The sequence below is a fragment of the Pseudomonas gingeri genome (assembly GCF_013385635.1).
Classification (GTDB): Bacteria; Pseudomonadota; Gammaproteobacteria; order Pseudomonadales; family Pseudomonadaceae; genus Aquipseudomonas; species Aquipseudomonas gingeri_A.
Genome location: NZ_JACAPR010000006.1, coordinates 117822 through 132928, shown reverse-complemented (window position 1 = coordinate 132928; position 15107 = coordinate 117822). Strand labels below are relative to the sequence as shown.

Sequence of the window (15107 nt, the reverse complement as noted above, 5' to 3'; positions counted from 1 at the left end):
CCGGCGCCTGGTTCACAGCACGTAGACGAAGACGAACAGGCCGATCCAGACCACATCGACGAAGTGCCAGTACCAGCTCGCCGCCTCGAAACCGAACTGATGCTCGGCGTTGAAGTGCCCGCGCATGACCCGCACCAGCATCACGAACAGGATCAGCGTGCCGATGGTCACGTGGGCCCCGTGGAACCCGGTGAGCATGAAGAACGTCGCGCCGTAGATGCCCGAGCCAAGGGTCAGGCCCAGCTCGTGGTAGGCGTGCATGTATTCCTCGGCCTGTAGCGCGAGGAACCCCAGCCCCAGCAGCACGGTCAGCGCCAGCCAGATCTTCAGCGCCCCGCGATGGCCTTTCTTCAGGGCATGGTGGGCGATGGTCACCGTCACGCTGGAACTGACCAGCAGGATCGTGTTGATCAGCGGCAGGCCCCACGGGCTGATGGTGCCCTTGGGCGGCGGGAAGAGTTTCGGGTCCGGGTTGTGCAGCAGCGGCCAGACGTTCTGGAAGTCCGGCCAGAGCATATGCGCCAGGCCCTTGGCACCGTCTTCACCGGCCAGCCACGGCACCGACATGTGCCGCACATAGAACAGCGCGCCGAAGAAGGCGATGAAGAACATCACCTCGGAAAAGATGAACCAGCTCATGCCCCAGCGGAACGAGCGATCCATCTGGGCGCTGTAGAGACCGGCGCGGCTTTCCTTGATAACCGTGCCGAACCAGCCGAACAACATGTAGGCCAGCAGCAGGCCGCCGACAAAGAAGATCAGCGGGCCATGGGATTCCGGGCGCGCCGCCTTCAGGTCGTTGAACCAGGTGCCCAGGCCGTAGACGGTGGTCAGCATGCCCAGCGTGGCAATGATCGGCCATTTGCTCTGGGCGGGAACGTAGTAATGCTCGTGGGTTGGAGTTGCCATTTTATTATTCTCCTTATCGGGCACGCTGGATGGCCTACCCGCCCGAGTGGGCCACGGGTGGGTTGCGGGCAGTGATATCGAACAGCGTGTAGGCCAGCGTCAGGTGCTTCACGTCCTTGGGCATGTCACGGTCAACGATGAAACGTACCGGCATCTCGATCCGCTGCCCGGGTTGCAGCGTCTGCTGGGTAAAGCAGAAGCACTCGGTCTTGTGGAAGTACATCGCCGCATTGCCGGGTGAAATGCTCGGGATCGCCTGGGCCTTCATCACATGGTCGGTCGGGTTATAGGCGACGAAGATCATTTCGTTGACCGCACCGGGATTGACGCTGATCTGGTCGGCCTTGGGATAGAACTCCCAGACCATGTCCACGGCGTTGGTCGACAGGAACTGCACCCCGACCCGGCGTGACGCATCCACCACCTGCTCGCCCTCGTACTGGCCGGCGGTCTTGCCGTTGATGCCGAAGGCCTTGCACATCACGTCGTAGATCGGCACCAGGGCGAAGCCGAAGGCGAACATCGCCACCACCACCAGCAGCAGGCGCGTGACCAGGCGCTTGAGTGCGATCGAGTCGCTCATCGGACAGCCCTCCGTGTCATTTCACTTCCGGTGGCGTGGTGAAGGTGTGATACGGCGCCGGCGACGGGATACTCCACTCCAGGCCTTCGGCCCCGTCCCATGGCTTGGCCGGGGCCACCGGACCGCCACGGATGCACTTGATCACGATGAACAGGAACAGCAACTGGGTGGTGCCGAACATGAAGCCGCCAATCGACGAGACCATGTTGAAATCGGCGAACTGCAGGTTGTAGTCCGGAATCCGCCGCGGCATGCCCGCCAGCCCCACGAAGTGCATCGGGAAGAAAGTCAGGTTCATGCCGACGAACGACAGCCAGAAATGCAGCTTGCCCAGGGTTTCGTCGTACATGTGGCCGGTCCATTTCGGCAGCCAGTAGTAGGTCGAGGCAAAGATCCCGAAGATCGCCCCCGGCACCAGCACGTAGTGGAAGTGCGCCACTACGAAGTAGGTGTCCTGGTACTGGAAGTCCGCCGGGGCGATCGCCAGCATCAGGCCGGAGAAACCACCGATGGAAAACAGGATGACGAACGCCACGGCGAACAGCATCGGCGTCTCGAAGGTCAGCGAGCCTTGCCACATGGTGCTGACCCAGTTGAACACCTTGACCCCGGTCGGCACCGCGATCAGCAGCGTGGCGTACATGAAAAACAGCTCGCCCACCAGCGGAATGCCGACCACGAACATGTGGTGCGCCCAGACGATGAACGACAGGAACGCGATGCTCGCCGTGGCGTAGACCATCGAGGTGTAGCCGAACAGCGGCTTGCGCGAAAAGGTCGGGATGATCGAGCTGACGGCACCGAAGGCCGGCAGGATCATGATGTACACTTCGGGGTGGCCGAAGAACCAGAACACGTGCTGGAACAGCACCGGGTCACCGCCGCCGGCGGCACTGAAGAAGCTGGTGCCGAAGTGGATATCCATCAGCATCATGGTCACGCAACCGGCCAGCACCGGCATCACCGCGATCAGCAGGAAAGCGGTGATCAGCCACGTCCAGACGAACAGCGGCATCTTCATCAGCGTCATGCCCGGGGCACGCAGGTTGAGGATGGTCGAGACCACGTTGATCGCGCCCATGATCGAACTGATGCCCATCAGGTGGATGGCAAAGATGAAGTAGGTCACGCTTTCCGGCGCGTAGGTGGTCGAGAGCGGGGCATAGAAGGTCCAGCCGAAGTTCGGCCCGCCACCGGCGGTGAACAGCGTCGACACCAGCAACAGGAAGGCCGCGGGCAACAACCAGAAACTGAAGTTGTTCATCCGTGGCAGGGCCATGTCCGGCGCCCCGATCATCAGCGGAATCATCCAGTTGGCCAGGCCGACGAAGGCCGGCATCACCGCGCCGAAAACCATCACCAGGCCGTGCATGGTGGTCATCTGGTTGAAGAACGCCGGCTGCACGATCTGCAATCCGGGCTGGAACAGCTCGGCGCGGATCACCATGGCGAACGATCCGCCGAGCAGGAACATGGCGAAGCTGAACCACAGGTACAGCGTGCCGATATCCTTGTGGTTGGTGGTCAGCACCCAGCGCATCAAGCCCTTGGCCGGGCCGTGGGCGTGGTCGCCGGCATGACCATGGTCATCGATCACAGCACTCATGTCCTGTCTCCTGCAAACGGTTGAACCGGGCGGCCGGGGCATGACCCAGGCCAGTTCAGGGAGCACGTCATTGACCTGGTCATTTGCTTTGCGCCTGTTTCAGAGCCAGCACGTCTTTCGGCGTGACCATGTCGCCCTTGTTGTTGCCCCAGGCATTACGCTCGTAGGTGACAACCGCGGCGATATCGACTTCGGAGAGCTGTTTGCCGAAGGCTGCCATGGCGGTGCCCGGCTTGCCGAAGTAGACCCGGTGCAGGTGGTCTTCCTTCGATCCGGTGGCGATCGGCGAGCCCTTGAGGGCCGGGAACATCGGCGGCAGGCCCTGGCCTTCGGCCTGGTGACAGGCGACGCAGGTGGTGTGATAGACCTTGTCGCCACGGGCCACCAGTTCGTCGAGGGTCCACTCCTTGCTGGTCAGTTCCTTGAGCTTGGCGGCTTCGGCCTTGCGTTCGCCCAGCCAGGTGTCGTAGTCGGCCTTGGACTTCACCTCGACCACGATCGGCATGAAGCCGTGATCCTTGCCGCACAACTCGGCGCACTGCCCGCGGTAGATGCCCGGCTTGTCGACCTTGGTCCAGGCCTCGTTGACGAAACCGGGAATCGCATCGCGCTTGACCGCGAAGGCCGGCACCCACCAGGAGTGGATCACATCGGCGGCGGTCACCAGGAAGCGCACCTTGACGCCCGCCGGCAAGACCAGCGGCTGGTCGACTTCGAGCAGGTAGTGCTCGCCCTTGACGGCCTGGTTGTGGATCTGTTCGGCGGGGGTGGCGAGGTTGCTGAAGAACTCGACGTCCTGGCCCAGGTACTTGTAATGCCACTTCCACTGATAGCCGGTGACCTGGATGTCCACATCCGATTCACTGGCGTCGTACATCTTGATCAGCGTGGCGGTCGCCGGGATCGCCATGGCCACCAGGATCAGGAAAGGCACGATGGTCCAGAGGATTTCCACCGTGGTGCTTTCGTGAAACTTGGCGGCGACCTGCCCGGTGGAACGGCGGTGAAGAATCATCGACCAGAACATCGCGCCAAAGACGATCACGCCGATGACCACACAGATCCAGAAGATGGTCATGTGCAGATCGAAGACCGCGTGGCTTACCTCGGTTGCCCCTTGGGTCATATTCGTGGTCCAGGCGGCTTGTGCCTGGCTGAATATCGACCACAACAGGAGGCCCATCCAGACCCGTGGATGTCGCATCATTGCGGGTTCCCCTTATCGTTCTTGTTATCCCGCCGGCTTTCACCTGGGGCAAAGGGAAATGGTCGGACTACGCAAGCGGACCATTCGGTCTTGCCGGAACATGCAGCCGGGCGTCATCAGCTAACTCCATACAAAACCGAGTATAGACAGCGACTGGGACCACGCAACGCGATAGGGAAAATGAACCGGTGATTACGCCAGAGGCCACGGACGGCGTGGGATGGAAAGAAATGATGGCAATCCGATATAACGCAGACATATAACCATGAAATAATTATGACAAATACGTCTTAGCAACTTTTATAACCCAGCTACCTTATGTTCTCCCTTTTCCCTTTGTTTTCCATCCTGGAGCCTTCATGAACACCGCCGCATTGCGCGAGCAGATACAACGTGCACATCAACACGAGGCCGCTACCGGTCAATTGACGCGCCAACTGGAAGTACAGTTGCCGCACCTTCATCCCGCCATTCAATTACCGGAAGTCGATGCCCAAGGAGTCATGACCCGGTTTGTCACCGCTTATATCGATCTGGTCCCGGACCTGCTGGATGCCGCCAATGAAGTGGCCCGTGAAGCGGGCATCGAGTCGCAGATCAAGCCGGTGCTGAAAATCGCCGAGCAGTTTTTCCTGCAGCCGCCGACGATCCTCGATGGCCATGTCGGTCTCGACAGCCTGCTGGACGAGGCCTACCTGGCGCATCGCCTGGTGGAAGAGGTCAACGATCTCTATATCGTGCATTTCGGCCAGTCGCTGATCCCGTTGAACACCACCGTGGCCAACCTGATCGCCCACCAGTTGATCGGCGAAGACTTCGCCAACCAACTGGATGAGGCGGTGCACCACGCGGTCGATGAAATGCTCGACGAAGAAAGCTTTGCCCTGGAATCGGTGGAAGCCTACCGCGACCGCCTCAACGACCCGGACACCGAAGCCGCGTGGAAACGCTGGCCATGCCTGTCCCGCCAACTGGGCGTAGAACTGGAACTGGAACAGCCAGCCGCCTGATCTTGCCGCTGCGCACTAAGCCGTCGACCCGACACCGGTCGTAGTGCGCAGGCGACCTTCCAGACGCCGTTTCAAGCCACGGGATTCGATCACCAGCCGCGAGCCCTTGGTCGCGTTGGCGCGCCCCCACTCCTCAAGCAGCTCCAGGCAGGAATGATCGATATACGTCAGGTTGTTCAGCGGCACATGCACTGTGCTGCCTGGCGGTACCATCGCCAGTACCCGGGTCAGCGCCGGGACCTTGAGAAAGGTCGCCGCCCCCGTCAGCCGCAGTTCCTTTTCCCCTTCGCCCGGCAGATCGACCAGGCTGACTTTCAGTCGCGAGGCCTTCCAGGCCAGTTTCGCCAGAGTCAGGCCGAAGCCGACCAGCACACCGGTCAACAGGTCGGTGAAGATGATCGCCAGCGCCGTGACGGCGTAGGTCAGCATCGGCATCCGCCCGTAGCGCGACAGACCTCGATAGACCTTGAGGTCCACCAGTTTCAGCCCGGTGTAGACCAGCACGCCCGCCAGGCTCGCCACCGGGATGCTTTGCAGCACACTGGACAGCAACAGCACGAAGGCCAGCAGCCAGAGGCCGTGGAATATCGTCGACAAACGCGTCCGCGCGCCGGCCTGGACGTTGGCCGAACTGCGTACGATCACCCCGGTCATGGGCAGTGCCCCAAGCACGCCGCAGAGCATGTTGCCGATCCCTTGCGCCGACAGTTCGCGGTCGAAGTCGGAACGCTGGCCGTCGTGCATGCGATCCACCGCCGCCGCCGAGAGCAGGGTTTCGGCACTGGCGATAAAGGCCACGGCAAAGGCCGCGATCAGCAGCGCCGGATCCGCCAGGTTGAGCAGATCGGCCGGACGCAACCAGTCGATGGCCTGCGCCAGATTCTCCGGCACCTCCACCCGCTTGACCGGCAACGCCAGCAGCAGGCTCGCCAGGGTCGCCAGGCCCACGCCGAGCAGAGCGCCCGGCACGAAGCGCAGGCCATGGGGCTTGAACTTCTCCCACAGCCACATCACCAGGATCGTCAGCAAGCCCAGCAGGCCGGCCTGCCAGCCAAGGCCGCCGCCCTCTATCGGCAAGGCCCTGCCCAGTGCTGCGGGAAAGCCCAGCAGATTGTCCAGGCCTGAGGGCAGGGGCGCGCCGTCGAACATCACATGGATCTGCGAGAGCACGATCAACACACCGATCCCGGCGAGCATCCCGTACACCACCGCCGGCGCGGTGACCCGAAACCAGCAACCCAGGCGCAAACGCCCGGCGATCAATTGCAACAAACCCGCCAGCAGCAGGATCGGCCCCAACATGGCGATGCCGTGCTGGCGCACCAGTTCGAACACCAGCACCGCCAGTCCGGCGGCCGGGCCGCTGACCTGCAACGGCGAACCCGCCAGCCAGCCGACCACCAGGCCACCGACAATCCCGGTGATCAAGCCCTTGGCCGGCGGCATGCCGGAAGCAATGGCGATGCCCATGCACAACGGCAGGGCCACCAGGAACACCACCACGGAAGCCAGCAGCTCCCGCGGTAAAACAGCTTTCAGTTGTGCTGCACGCATGATGAATCTCCTGAGGATTTCTTCAGGCATGGCAAAGCCAGACCGCTCTATGGCAGTCGTGGCAGAACCCTATCGATTGAGAAAAGCTTCAGGCTTCAGAAGCGGGCCTTGGGCGTCGCGCTCGGGATTGGACGAGTGCCGTCCAGAGGCAGGAAACAGCCCCGATCCGCGTCATAGGCTTTGATTTCGCTGGTTTCGATGTTGTAGATCCAGCCGTGGATGAACAGGTGCCCGTTGGCCATGCGCGAAGCCACCGACGGATGGGTGCGCAGATGCTGCAACTGGGCGATCACGTTCTCCTCGGTCAGCACCTGCATGCTTTCGCCTTCATTGGCGCAGTCGCAGTTTTCCTGGACCATGGTTTTCGCCACTTCGGCATGGCGCAACCAGGCTTTGACCGTGGGCATCTTTTCCAGGCTTTCGGGGGTCAGCACCGCACGCATCGCACCGCAGTCCGAATGCCCGCAGACGATGATGTGCTGCACGCCCAACGCCAGCACGGCGTATTCGATGGCAGTCGAGACACCACCGTTCATCTGCCCGTAAGGCGGCACCACGTTACCGACATTGCGGGTGACGAACAGGTCGCCGGGGGAGCTTTGGGTGATCAGTTCGGGAACGATGCGCGAGTCGGCGCACGTAATGAACATCGCCCGCGGTTGCTGCGCCGTGGCGAGCTTCTTGAAGAGTTCTTGCTGCTGCGGAAAGACTTCATGATGAAAATGCAGAAAGCCATCGACGATATGCTGCAGTGCTGCATCGGCGCTTTCGGTCTCGGGGAGCACTGAAGCCGACGCAGCCAATGGCTGTTTATCCTTGTCACTCATGATTCATCCTCTTTTCTGACGGATTGAAGGGGATTTTCCTGATTTGGCTTGCTCAGAGCCAGCGTTCTTCGGGTCAGCACGCCCGATTCCTTGAACACTGCCTGTCATTTGTAGGAAACAGGCGCAATCACCATACCCTTAAAAACTTAACTCAAACTGAATCAGAGGCTCTAGAACGGGCGTTCCACATCTTCCGCAGGGGGTATCTCCGCCGTACATGGAGATGACTGGTAATCCTACACAAGTCCTACTCCAGAGCTTACGTCAGAGCAATGACATCTGTGCGCCCGGCGGGCAGAAAAGGCTGCAATCGAGGTTGAATCCTTCCCGGCGATCAAGCCCGAGGCGCTTGATCGCCTTGGCAAAACGCTGGGCCAGCAGGTCGGCGAAAGGGCCTTCACCACGCATGCGTGCACCGAAACGGCTGTCATACAATTCACCGCCACGGCTCTGGCGAATCAGGCTCAGAACGTGGGCGGCACGCTGTGGATAATGGGCCGCCAGCCACTCCTCGAACAGCGGCGCCACCTCCAGGGGCAGGCGCAGCATCATGTAGGCCGCGCTCTGGGCACCGGCGGCATGGGCCTCGGTGAGCAGGCTCTCGATCTCGCTGTCGTTGATCATCGGAATCATCGGCGAGCACAACACCCCCACCGGGATGCCCGCCTCGCGCATCACCCGGATGGCCCGCAGGCGCGCCTTGGGCGCCGCCGCCCGGGGTTCGAGGATGCGCTTGAGTTCGTCATCCAGGGTGGTCAGGCTGATCATCACCGCCACCAGCCGCTGCCGGGACAGTTCCACCAGCAGGTCCAGGTCCCGCAGGATCAGCGAGCCCTTGGTCACGATCGTCACCGGGTGCCGGTAGCGCAGCAGCACTTCCAGGGTGCGCCGGGTCAGCTGGTGCTCGCGTTCGATCGGCTGGTAAGGGTCGGTGTTGGAACCCAGGTTGATCGGCGCGCAGCGATAACCCGGCTTCGACAACTGCTGCTCCAGCACCTGTGGCGCGTTGCTCTTGGCGATCAGCCGGGTCTCGAAATCCAGCCCCGGCGACATGTCCCAATAGGCATGGCTGGGCCGTGCATAGCAGTAGATGCAGCCATGCTCGCAGCCGCGATAGGGATTGATGGAGCGATCGAAGGGCAGGTCGGGGGAGGTGTTGCGGGTGATGATGGTCTTCGCCGTCTCGATGCGCACCTCGGTACCCTGGGTCAGCGGGACTTCCTGGTACCAGCCGTCGTCCTCGGCCACCGAGCGGTTCGGCGCGAAGCGGTTGTGCGGGTTGGCCGCCGTGCCACGGCCACGGGGCGGAAGAGGGGTGGACATCGGAGAATGCTCCATTACTGTATTTATATACAGTAATGGAGTCTGACGCATCTGCCTAGCACCGTCGGGCAGGCGTCCCGCCCCGATCACGAATCTTTGACACCCGCCTCACAGGCCCTTGACCGACTGCACGCCATGCTGCGGCACATTGTCCCTCTCTCGGTCATTTTCCCATGTCGCTTCTTCGTGTCCTCTCCAGCCTCGGCCTGGCCTTGACCAGCCTGTTCCTGCTGCCCCTGGCCCAAGCCGACAGCTCGCCCGCCGAGCGTCCGGCGCAATGGGCACAGCCCGTCGGCAGCAAATACAACCTGAACGAAATGAGCCCGACGCTCTACCGCAGCGCCTTGCCGGACAAGGACGCCTTGCCGTTGCTGGAGCAATTGAAGATCGGCACGGTGATCACCTTCCTGCCGGAATCGGATGCCAGCTGGCTCTTCGCACCGGGCATCAAACAGGTGCAACTGCCGTACCGGACCAACCATGTCGACGATGCCGACGTGCTGGCCGCATTGCGGGCGATCAAGGACGCCCAGGCCAACGGCCCGGTGCTGATGCACTGCAAGCACGGCTCCGACCGCACCGGCCTGATGGCCGCCATGTACCGCGTGGTCGTCGAGGGCTGGAGCAAGGAAGACGCCCTGAGCGAGATGACCCAGGGCGGGTTCGGCGACAGTTCGCACTTCAAGGACGGCATCCGCTACATGATGAAGGCCGATGTCGAGAAACTGCGCACGGCCCTGGCCAACGGCGACTGCAGCACCAGTCCGTTTGCCACCTGCAATGTGCAGAACTGGTTCAAGTCGGCCAACGCCCACTGACCACGGCGGAGCCGTCACCGGACCAGGGCAGGGGTGCCTGGAACTTCTCCAGCAGGAAGTCGATCAGCACCCGCACCTTCTCCGGAGGCTTGCGCGCGCCCTGGAACACGGCAAACACATCATGCAGCCCGAGGGGCGGGTGATTCAGTGGCAGGGACACCAGGTGACCGCTGCGCAAATGCTCGTACACCATGAACAAGGGTTTGTAGATGATGCCGTAACCCTCGAGCGCAGCGGCGACAATGGCGTCACCGTTGTTGATGCACAACGTCGCGCTGATCGGTACCGAGCGTTCGCCCTGTGCCCCGAACGTCCACCTGCGCGGCCCCAGGTGCTCCGACAGCGTATAGCCGATACAGTTGTGGTTGATGAGGTCCTCGATCGTTGCGGGAACCCCGCGGCGCTCCAGGTAGCTGGGCGCCGCACAGACCACCAGCTCGCACGGCGCCAGGCGACGCGCGCGCAGGGTGTTGCTGTTCAGCTTGCCGATCCGGATGACCAGGTCCGAGCCCTCCTCGACGAGGTCGACGCGCTTGTCATCGAGGGCCAGGTCGATGTTCAGCCCGGGATAACGCCGGGAAAACTCGGCCAGCAACGGCGCCAGGATCCGATGCCCGAAAGAGGCCGGGGCATTCAGCCTCAGCAAGCCCCGTACGGCCGCGTCATCGGCTGCCGCGTCCTCTTCCAGTGTTTCGATATCCCGCAGTACCCGTGTCACGCCCGCCAGATAACGCTCGCCGGCGGCGGTCAGCTTCAGGCCGCGGGTGCTGCGCAAAAACAGCTTGATGTCGAGTTGCTGTTCGAGGGCAGCGATGTGCTTGGTGGCCAGCGTCTGGGAAATCGCCAGGGACCTGGCCGCCGCCGACAGACTTCCGGAGGAGGCGACACGGGTAAATATCTGCATTCCGGTTATTCGATCGAGCATCCTCTTTTCCTCAGGCTGGCATCGATATCAGGCACCGATACTATGCCTTTTACGCGCGATCCGGGCATACACGGCTCACTCTGCAAGAGTGAGGCATTCCGCGCAAAGCGGCCCTTCTCCACACTGTCGGTGCCGGGGATGATGAAAAGGCTGCCATTGGCACCCTGCCCTGAGAACGAGATCAAGCCAGGTCCCTCTGCCTCGCAGCCTGTGCCTCCATCAGCCTGGAGTTGGGCCTGTTCAGGGCATGGCCGCGGAGCTGAGCCTGAAGCCGGCGGGCACCTGCTAGCGTACCAAGCGGCATGGACGACGCGACCACCAGGAAGGCCAGGACCGCTGCGCCGATAGAACAACAATAAAACCGCACGCCGGAGGCAATGCCGAATGACGCCATCCTCTCAATTCAACACGGTGGGAACCCTCGGGGAAAAGCTCGACCAGTGGAGCAACCTGATCTGGGATGTGGTCGGCCGCCTCGACACCCAGGTGATCGGTGACGGTCCTTTCGAGGCCTCGGCCATGTTCGGCCACGCCGGGACGCTGCAATACTGCCAGCTGGACTCCACGCCGCACCGTGTCGAACGCGGCCAGGCGATGATCTCCCGCGACGACCGCGACCTGGTCAAGCTGGTGGTGCAGCAACGCGGGCGGGCGATCTTTTCCCAGGGCGGTCGCGAGGCTTGCCTGGGGCCGGGCCAATGGGCACTGTATGACACGCGGCGCCCGTACAGCGTGACCAACCTCTCGCGGGTCCGCCAACTGGTGATGCTGGTGCCACGCGCGGAACTGGGCCTGCGCAACGGTGAAGTCGGCGCCCTGACCGCCCGGGGCTTCGGCCAGTGCGCGGGGGTCGAACGCATGCTGCCGACCTATCTGGCACGACTGTTTTCAGAGATCGACGAAGTCGAGCACAGTGCCCGCGCCGAACTCGGCACCATCGCCACCCATCTGCTGCGCATGGCCCTGCTCGAATCCGGACACAAGTCGGCAACCCCCTCCAGCCGCGAGATCCTGCGCTTGCAGATCCACGACTTCGTGCAACAGAACCTGATGAACCCGCAGTTGAGCGTCGAGCTGATCGCCAACCGCTTCCGCTGCAGCAAACGCAACCTGCACAAGGCGTTCAGCGACGACGAAAGCACGGTGGCCCAGTTCATCTGGCAGTCGCGCCTGGAGCGTGTCCGCGACGCCCTCGGCGACGGTCGCCTGGCCAGCCGCTCGGTCACCGACATCGCCTACCACTGGGGATTCAACAACGCCGCGCATTTCAGCAAGGCGTTCAAGGCGCGCTTCGGTCTGTCACCCACCCGCTATCGGGCCGATGTCCTGTCGTCGATACCGCTGCACGGCGTGCCGAACGCGGCTCATTGAGCCGCCGTTCACTCTCGACAAACCCGGCGTTCCCTGGCGGCAAAGCAGCGCCTGGGCAACTGCGTAATCTCCCGGATGCGTGCTCGCGACAGAACGAGCGAGCCGCTTCCGGAGAGAAAAATGAATAACAATAATCAGACATCCGCCACACCGCACGACTCGCGATACGAATGGAAAGCCGTCCTCCTGCTGGCCCTGGGCTTTGGCCTGGTGGGCCTGGACCGCTGGATTCTCGCCCCGCTGTTTCCCGCCATGATGCAGGACCTGCACCTGAGCTACAGCCAGCTCGGCACGCTGGTCGGCGCACTGGCACTGGCCTGGGGAGCCTTCTCCATCCTGATCGGCAACGTGTCCGACCGGGTCGGCCGACGCGCCATCCTGATTCCCGCACTGCTGATCTTTTCCGTACTGTCGGGCTTCTCCGGAATGGCCACCGGCTTTCTCTCGCTGCTGCTGGTCCGTGGCGTGATGGGGGCCGCGGAGGGCGCCTTCTGCCCGGTCAGCGTGGCCGCCACCGCCGAAGCCTCGCATCCGCGTCGACGTGGCCTGAACCAGGGCCTGCAACTGAGCACCTTCGCCTTGTTCGGTTTCGGCATCGCACCGATTCTCGCCACGCAACTGCTGGCGGTGGTGCCGTCCTGGCGCGAAGTGTTCATGCTCGTCGCGCTACCGGGGCTACTGGTGGCCTATCTGCTCTATCGCGTATTGCGCGAGCCGCCGCACCTCACCCGCCAGGCCCGCGCCGCAACGCCGGCAGCCGACAGGCCGTCCTGGCTGCAGGTGCTCAAGTCGCGCAATGCGCTGCTGGCCGCCACCTGCCTGTTCTGCACCATGAGCTGCGTGTTCGTCATGGGTGCGATGGTCCCCAGCTACCTGGTGGACCAACTGCACCTGACCCCCGCCACCATGGGTTTCGTCTTGTCCGCGATGGGTTGGGGCGGGTTCCTCGGTGAGTTCGGTATCTCGGGACTGTCGGACATCATCGGCCGGCGGCTGGCGACCGTGATCGCCTTTATCGGCGCCGCCATCGGCACCTGGTGCTTTTTCCATGCCCCGGCGGATAGCGTGACGCTGTTCACCTGGCTGGCGATCACCGCGTTCTTCGGCCTCGGCCTGGCGTCGATCCTTACCGGTCCCATCCCGACCGAAGCCGTATCCCCGCAACTCACCTCCTCGGCCATCGGTTTCGTCTCCGGAGCCGGCGAGTTCTTCGGTGGCGGCGTGGCCCCGGTGATCGCCGGCTTCGTCGCGCAGCACTTCGGTATCGGCCAGGTGTTCTGGATTCCCATGGTCGGCCTGGCCATCGGCACCTGCCTGGCGCTGTTCCTGCGCGAAACCGCGCCACGTCTTGTCCAGGCCGCGACCGAACGTACGCGGCGCAAGGAAGCCGGGACCTTGGCGCCCTGAAACCGGCGAGGCTGTCCTCGACCGACACACTGACCGCGCAATCGCTTCTTCCCAACCAGAGATTCGCAAAATGTCGAACACCCTGTTACTGATCAACGGCAAGCTGCGGCCCGCCTCGAACGGTGCGACGTTCGTGCGCCACGACTTTGTCGCGGACACCGTGGCCACCACCGCCGCCGCCGCCACCCTCGAAGACACCGCCAGCGCGGTCGACGCCGCCGCCCAGGCCTTTGTCGGCTGGTCCCGGAGCGGTCCGGATTACCGGCGCAAGCTGTTGCTGGAAGCGGCCAGCGAACTGCTCGGCCTCAGTGCGGAACTGACCGCGGCGATGGCCCGGGAAACCGGTGCCACGCAGGGCTGGGCCACGTTCAACATCGCCCTGGGCGCGTCGATCCTGCGCGAGGCGGCCTCGCTGACCACGGCCGTCCGGGGCGAAACCATCCCGTCGGACATGCCCGGCTGTTTCTCGATGTCGATCCGCCAGGCCGCCGGCGTCGTGCTGGGGATCGCTCCCTGGAACGCGCCAGTGATCCTCGGGGTGCGGGCGATCGCCACGGCGCTGGCCTGTGGCAACAGCGTCATCCTCAAGGCCTCGGAAGCCTGCCCGCAGACGCACTCGCTGATCGGCCAGGCCTTTCTGCGGGCGGGGTTTCCCAAGGGGGTGGTGAATGTCCTCAGCAACGCCCCGGAGGACGCCGGCGCCATCGTCAATGCGCTGATCGATGCCCCGGCGGTCCGGCGCGTGAATTTCACCGGGTCGACCCGGGTCGGCCGGCTGATCGCCGAACGTTGCGGGCGCCAGCTCAAGCCGGCGCTGCTGGAATTGGGCGGCAAGGCGCCGTTGCTGGTGCTCGATGATGCCGATCTCGAAACGGCCGTGGATGCCGCGATCTTCGGCGCCTTCATGAATCAGGGGCAGATCTGCATGTCCACCGAGCGGGTCATCGTCACCCCGGGCATCGCCGAAGCCTTCGTCGAACGCCTGGCACAGCGGGCCATGGCATTGCGCGCGGACGACCCGCGCAAGCACTCGACGCCACTGGGCTCGGTCATCGATCCCCAGGCCGCGGAACGTGTCCGGGCCCTGATCGCCGATGCCCTGGCAGCCGGAGCGACACGCCTGGCCGGTGACGACGGGGAGGGCGTGCTGATCCCGGCGAATGTCATCGACCGGGTCACCCCCGCCATGCAGCTCTATACCCAAGAGTCGTTCGGTCCGGTGGTATCGGTGATCCGGGCCAAGGACCAGGAAGACGCGATCCGCATCGCCAATGACAGCGAATATGGCCTGTCGGCCGCCGTGTTCACCCGCGATATTTCCCGTGCGATGGACGTCGCCGGACGGATCCGTTCGGGGATCTGCCACATCAACGGCGCCACGGTTCACGACGAACCGCAGGCGCCGTTCGGTGGCCTGGGCGCTTCGGGTCACGGTCGCTTCGGTGGTGAAGCCGGCGTCGCCGAGTTCACCGACCTGCGCTGGATGACGATCCAGCAGCAGCCACGCCGCTACCCGCTGTAACGCCGACAAGACCACCGCAACCCCACTGCCCGACATGCGCTCGGC

General features: G+C 63.3%; 13 protein-coding genes. 5 read left to right on the top strand and 8 right to left on the bottom strand.

The window, feature by feature from the left end; genetic code table 11:
* Window positions 1-12: 12 nt before the first annotated feature.
* From HX851_RS05030 to coxB, 4 genes are all read right to left on the bottom strand, one after another.
* Window positions 13-909, bottom strand: a complete 897-nt coding sequence (locus HX851_RS05030) for a cytochrome c oxidase subunit 3 (RefSeq protein WP_177062043.1) — start codon at window positions 907-909, stop codon at window positions 13-15.
* Between the two features lie 34 nt (window positions 910-943).
* Window positions 944-1492, bottom strand: coding sequence for a cytochrome c oxidase assembly protein (locus HX851_RS05025; RefSeq protein ID WP_177062041.1), 549 nt, complete (start codon window positions 1490-1492; stop codon window positions 944-946).
* 16 nt (window positions 1493-1508) lie between these two features.
* Complete coding sequence (gene ctaD / locus HX851_RS05020) at window positions 1509-3098, bottom strand: cytochrome c oxidase subunit I (RefSeq protein WP_177062039.1); 1590 nt, start codon at window positions 3096-3098, stop codon at window positions 1509-1511.
* 79 nt (window positions 3099-3177) lie between these two features.
* Window positions 3178-4305, bottom strand: a complete 1128-nt coding sequence (gene coxB, locus HX851_RS05015) for a cytochrome c oxidase subunit II (RefSeq protein WP_177065207.1) — start codon at window positions 4303-4305, stop codon at window positions 3178-3180.
* Window positions 4306-4664: 359 nt separating this feature from the next.
* Here coxB and HX851_RS05010 point away from each other — a divergent pair, with 359 nt between their 5' ends.
* Entirely contained in the window at window positions 4665-5315 is a 651-nt protein-coding gene (locus HX851_RS05010; RefSeq protein ID WP_017129225.1) for a hypothetical protein, read from the top strand.
* A 15-nt stretch (window positions 5316-5330) separates the two neighbouring features.
* On the opposite strand, the gene HX851_RS05005 is transcribed toward HX851_RS05010, so the two are convergent.
* From HX851_RS05005 to HX851_RS04995, 3 genes are all read right to left on the bottom strand, one after another.
* Window positions 5331-6869, bottom strand: coding sequence for a SulP family inorganic anion transporter (locus HX851_RS05005; protein WP_177062035.1), 1539 nt, complete (start codon window positions 6867-6869; stop codon window positions 5331-5333).
* Window positions 6870-6964: 95 nt separating this feature from the next.
* Window positions 6965-7696, bottom strand: coding sequence for a carbonic anhydrase (locus HX851_RS05000; protein ID WP_177062033.1), 732 nt, complete (start codon window positions 7694-7696; stop codon window positions 6965-6967).
* A gap of 264 nt (window positions 7697-7960) precedes the next feature.
* On the bottom strand, window positions 7961-9019 hold the full coding sequence (locus tag HX851_RS04995; RefSeq protein WP_177065205.1) for a PA0069 family radical SAM protein: 1059 nt from the start codon (window positions 9017-9019) through the stop codon (window positions 7961-7963).
* Between the two features lie 173 nt (window positions 9020-9192).
* On the opposite strand from HX851_RS04995, the gene HX851_RS04990 reads away from it, so the two are divergent.
* Window positions 9193-9837, top strand: a complete 645-nt coding sequence (locus tag HX851_RS04990) for a phosphatase domain-containing protein (RefSeq protein ID WP_177062028.1) — start codon at window positions 9193-9195, stop codon at window positions 9835-9837.
* On the opposite strand, the gene HX851_RS04985 is transcribed toward HX851_RS04990, so the two are convergent.
* Window positions 9815-10762, bottom strand: coding sequence for a LysR family transcriptional regulator (locus HX851_RS04985; protein WP_177062026.1), 948 nt, complete (start codon window positions 10760-10762; stop codon window positions 9815-9817). The genes HX851_RS04990 and HX851_RS04985 overlap by 23 nt on opposite strands.
* 384 nt (window positions 10763-11146) lie before the next feature.
* On the opposite strand from HX851_RS04985, the gene HX851_RS04980 reads away from it, so the two are divergent.
* The 3 genes from HX851_RS04980 to HX851_RS04970 all read left to right on the top strand — a co-directional run bounded on the left by HX851_RS04980 (window position 11147) and on the right by HX851_RS04970 (window position 15062).
* Window positions 11147-12133, top strand: coding sequence for an AraC-like ligand-binding domain-containing protein (locus HX851_RS04980; RefSeq protein ID WP_177062024.1), 987 nt, complete (start codon window positions 11147-11149; stop codon window positions 12131-12133).
* A 120-nt stretch (window positions 12134-12253) separates the two neighbouring features.
* Window positions 12254-13540 (top strand): MFS transporter, encoded by a 1287-nt coding sequence (locus HX851_RS04975; protein ID WP_177062021.1) that lies wholly within the window; start codon window positions 12254-12256, stop codon window positions 13538-13540.
* 70 nt (window positions 13541-13610) lie between these two features.
* Window positions 13611-15062 (top strand): aldehyde dehydrogenase, encoded by a 1452-nt coding sequence (locus HX851_RS04970; RefSeq protein WP_177065203.1) that lies wholly within the window; start codon window positions 13611-13613, stop codon window positions 15060-15062.
* The last annotated feature ends 45 nt before the right edge of the window (window positions 15063-15107 follow it).

Excerpts from the sequence above, each read along its gene's own strand:
- HX851_RS05030 (WP_177062043.1), bottom strand. The coding sequence starts at position 909 with ATGGCAACTCCAACCCACGAGCATTACTACGTTCCCGCCCAGAGCAAA.
- HX851_RS05025 (WP_177062041.1), bottom strand. The coding sequence starts at position 1,492 with ATGAGCGACTCGATCGCACTCAAGCGCCTGGTCACGCGCCTGCTGCTG.
- ctaD (WP_177062039.1), bottom strand. The coding sequence starts at position 3,098 with ATGAGTGCTGTGATCGATGACCATGGTCATGCCGGCGACCACGCCCAC.
- coxB (WP_177065207.1), bottom strand. The coding sequence starts at position 4,305 with ATGATGCGACATCCACGGGTCTGGATGGGCCTCCTGTTGTGGTCGATA.
- HX851_RS05010 (WP_017129225.1), top strand. The coding sequence starts at position 4,665 with ATGAACACCGCCGCATTGCGCGAGCAGATACAACGTGCACATCAACAC.
- HX851_RS05005 (WP_177062035.1), bottom strand. The coding sequence starts at position 6,869 with ATGCGTGCAGCACAACTGAAAGCTGTTTTACCGCGGGAGCTGCTGGCT.
- HX851_RS05000 (WP_177062033.1), bottom strand. The coding sequence starts at position 7,696 with ATGAGTGACAAGGATAAACAGCCATTGGCTGCGTCGGCTTCAGTGCTC.
- HX851_RS04995 (WP_177065205.1), bottom strand. The coding sequence starts at position 9,019 with ATGTCCACCCCTCTTCCGCCCCGTGGCCGTGGCACGGCGGCCAACCCG.
- HX851_RS04990 (WP_177062028.1), top strand. The coding sequence starts at position 9,193 with ATGTCGCTTCTTCGTGTCCTCTCCAGCCTCGGCCTGGCCTTGACCAGC.
- HX851_RS04985 (WP_177062026.1), bottom strand. The coding sequence starts at position 10,762 with ATGCTCGATCGAATAACCGGAATGCAGATATTTACCCGTGTCGCCTCC.
- HX851_RS04980 (WP_177062024.1), top strand. The coding sequence starts at position 11,147 with ATGACGCCATCCTCTCAATTCAACACGGTGGGAACCCTCGGGGAAAAG.
- HX851_RS04975 (WP_177062021.1), top strand. The coding sequence starts at position 12,254 with ATGAATAACAATAATCAGACATCCGCCACACCGCACGACTCGCGATAC.
- HX851_RS04970 (WP_177065203.1), top strand. The coding sequence starts at position 13,611 with ATGTCGAACACCCTGTTACTGATCAACGGCAAGCTGCGGCCCGCCTCG.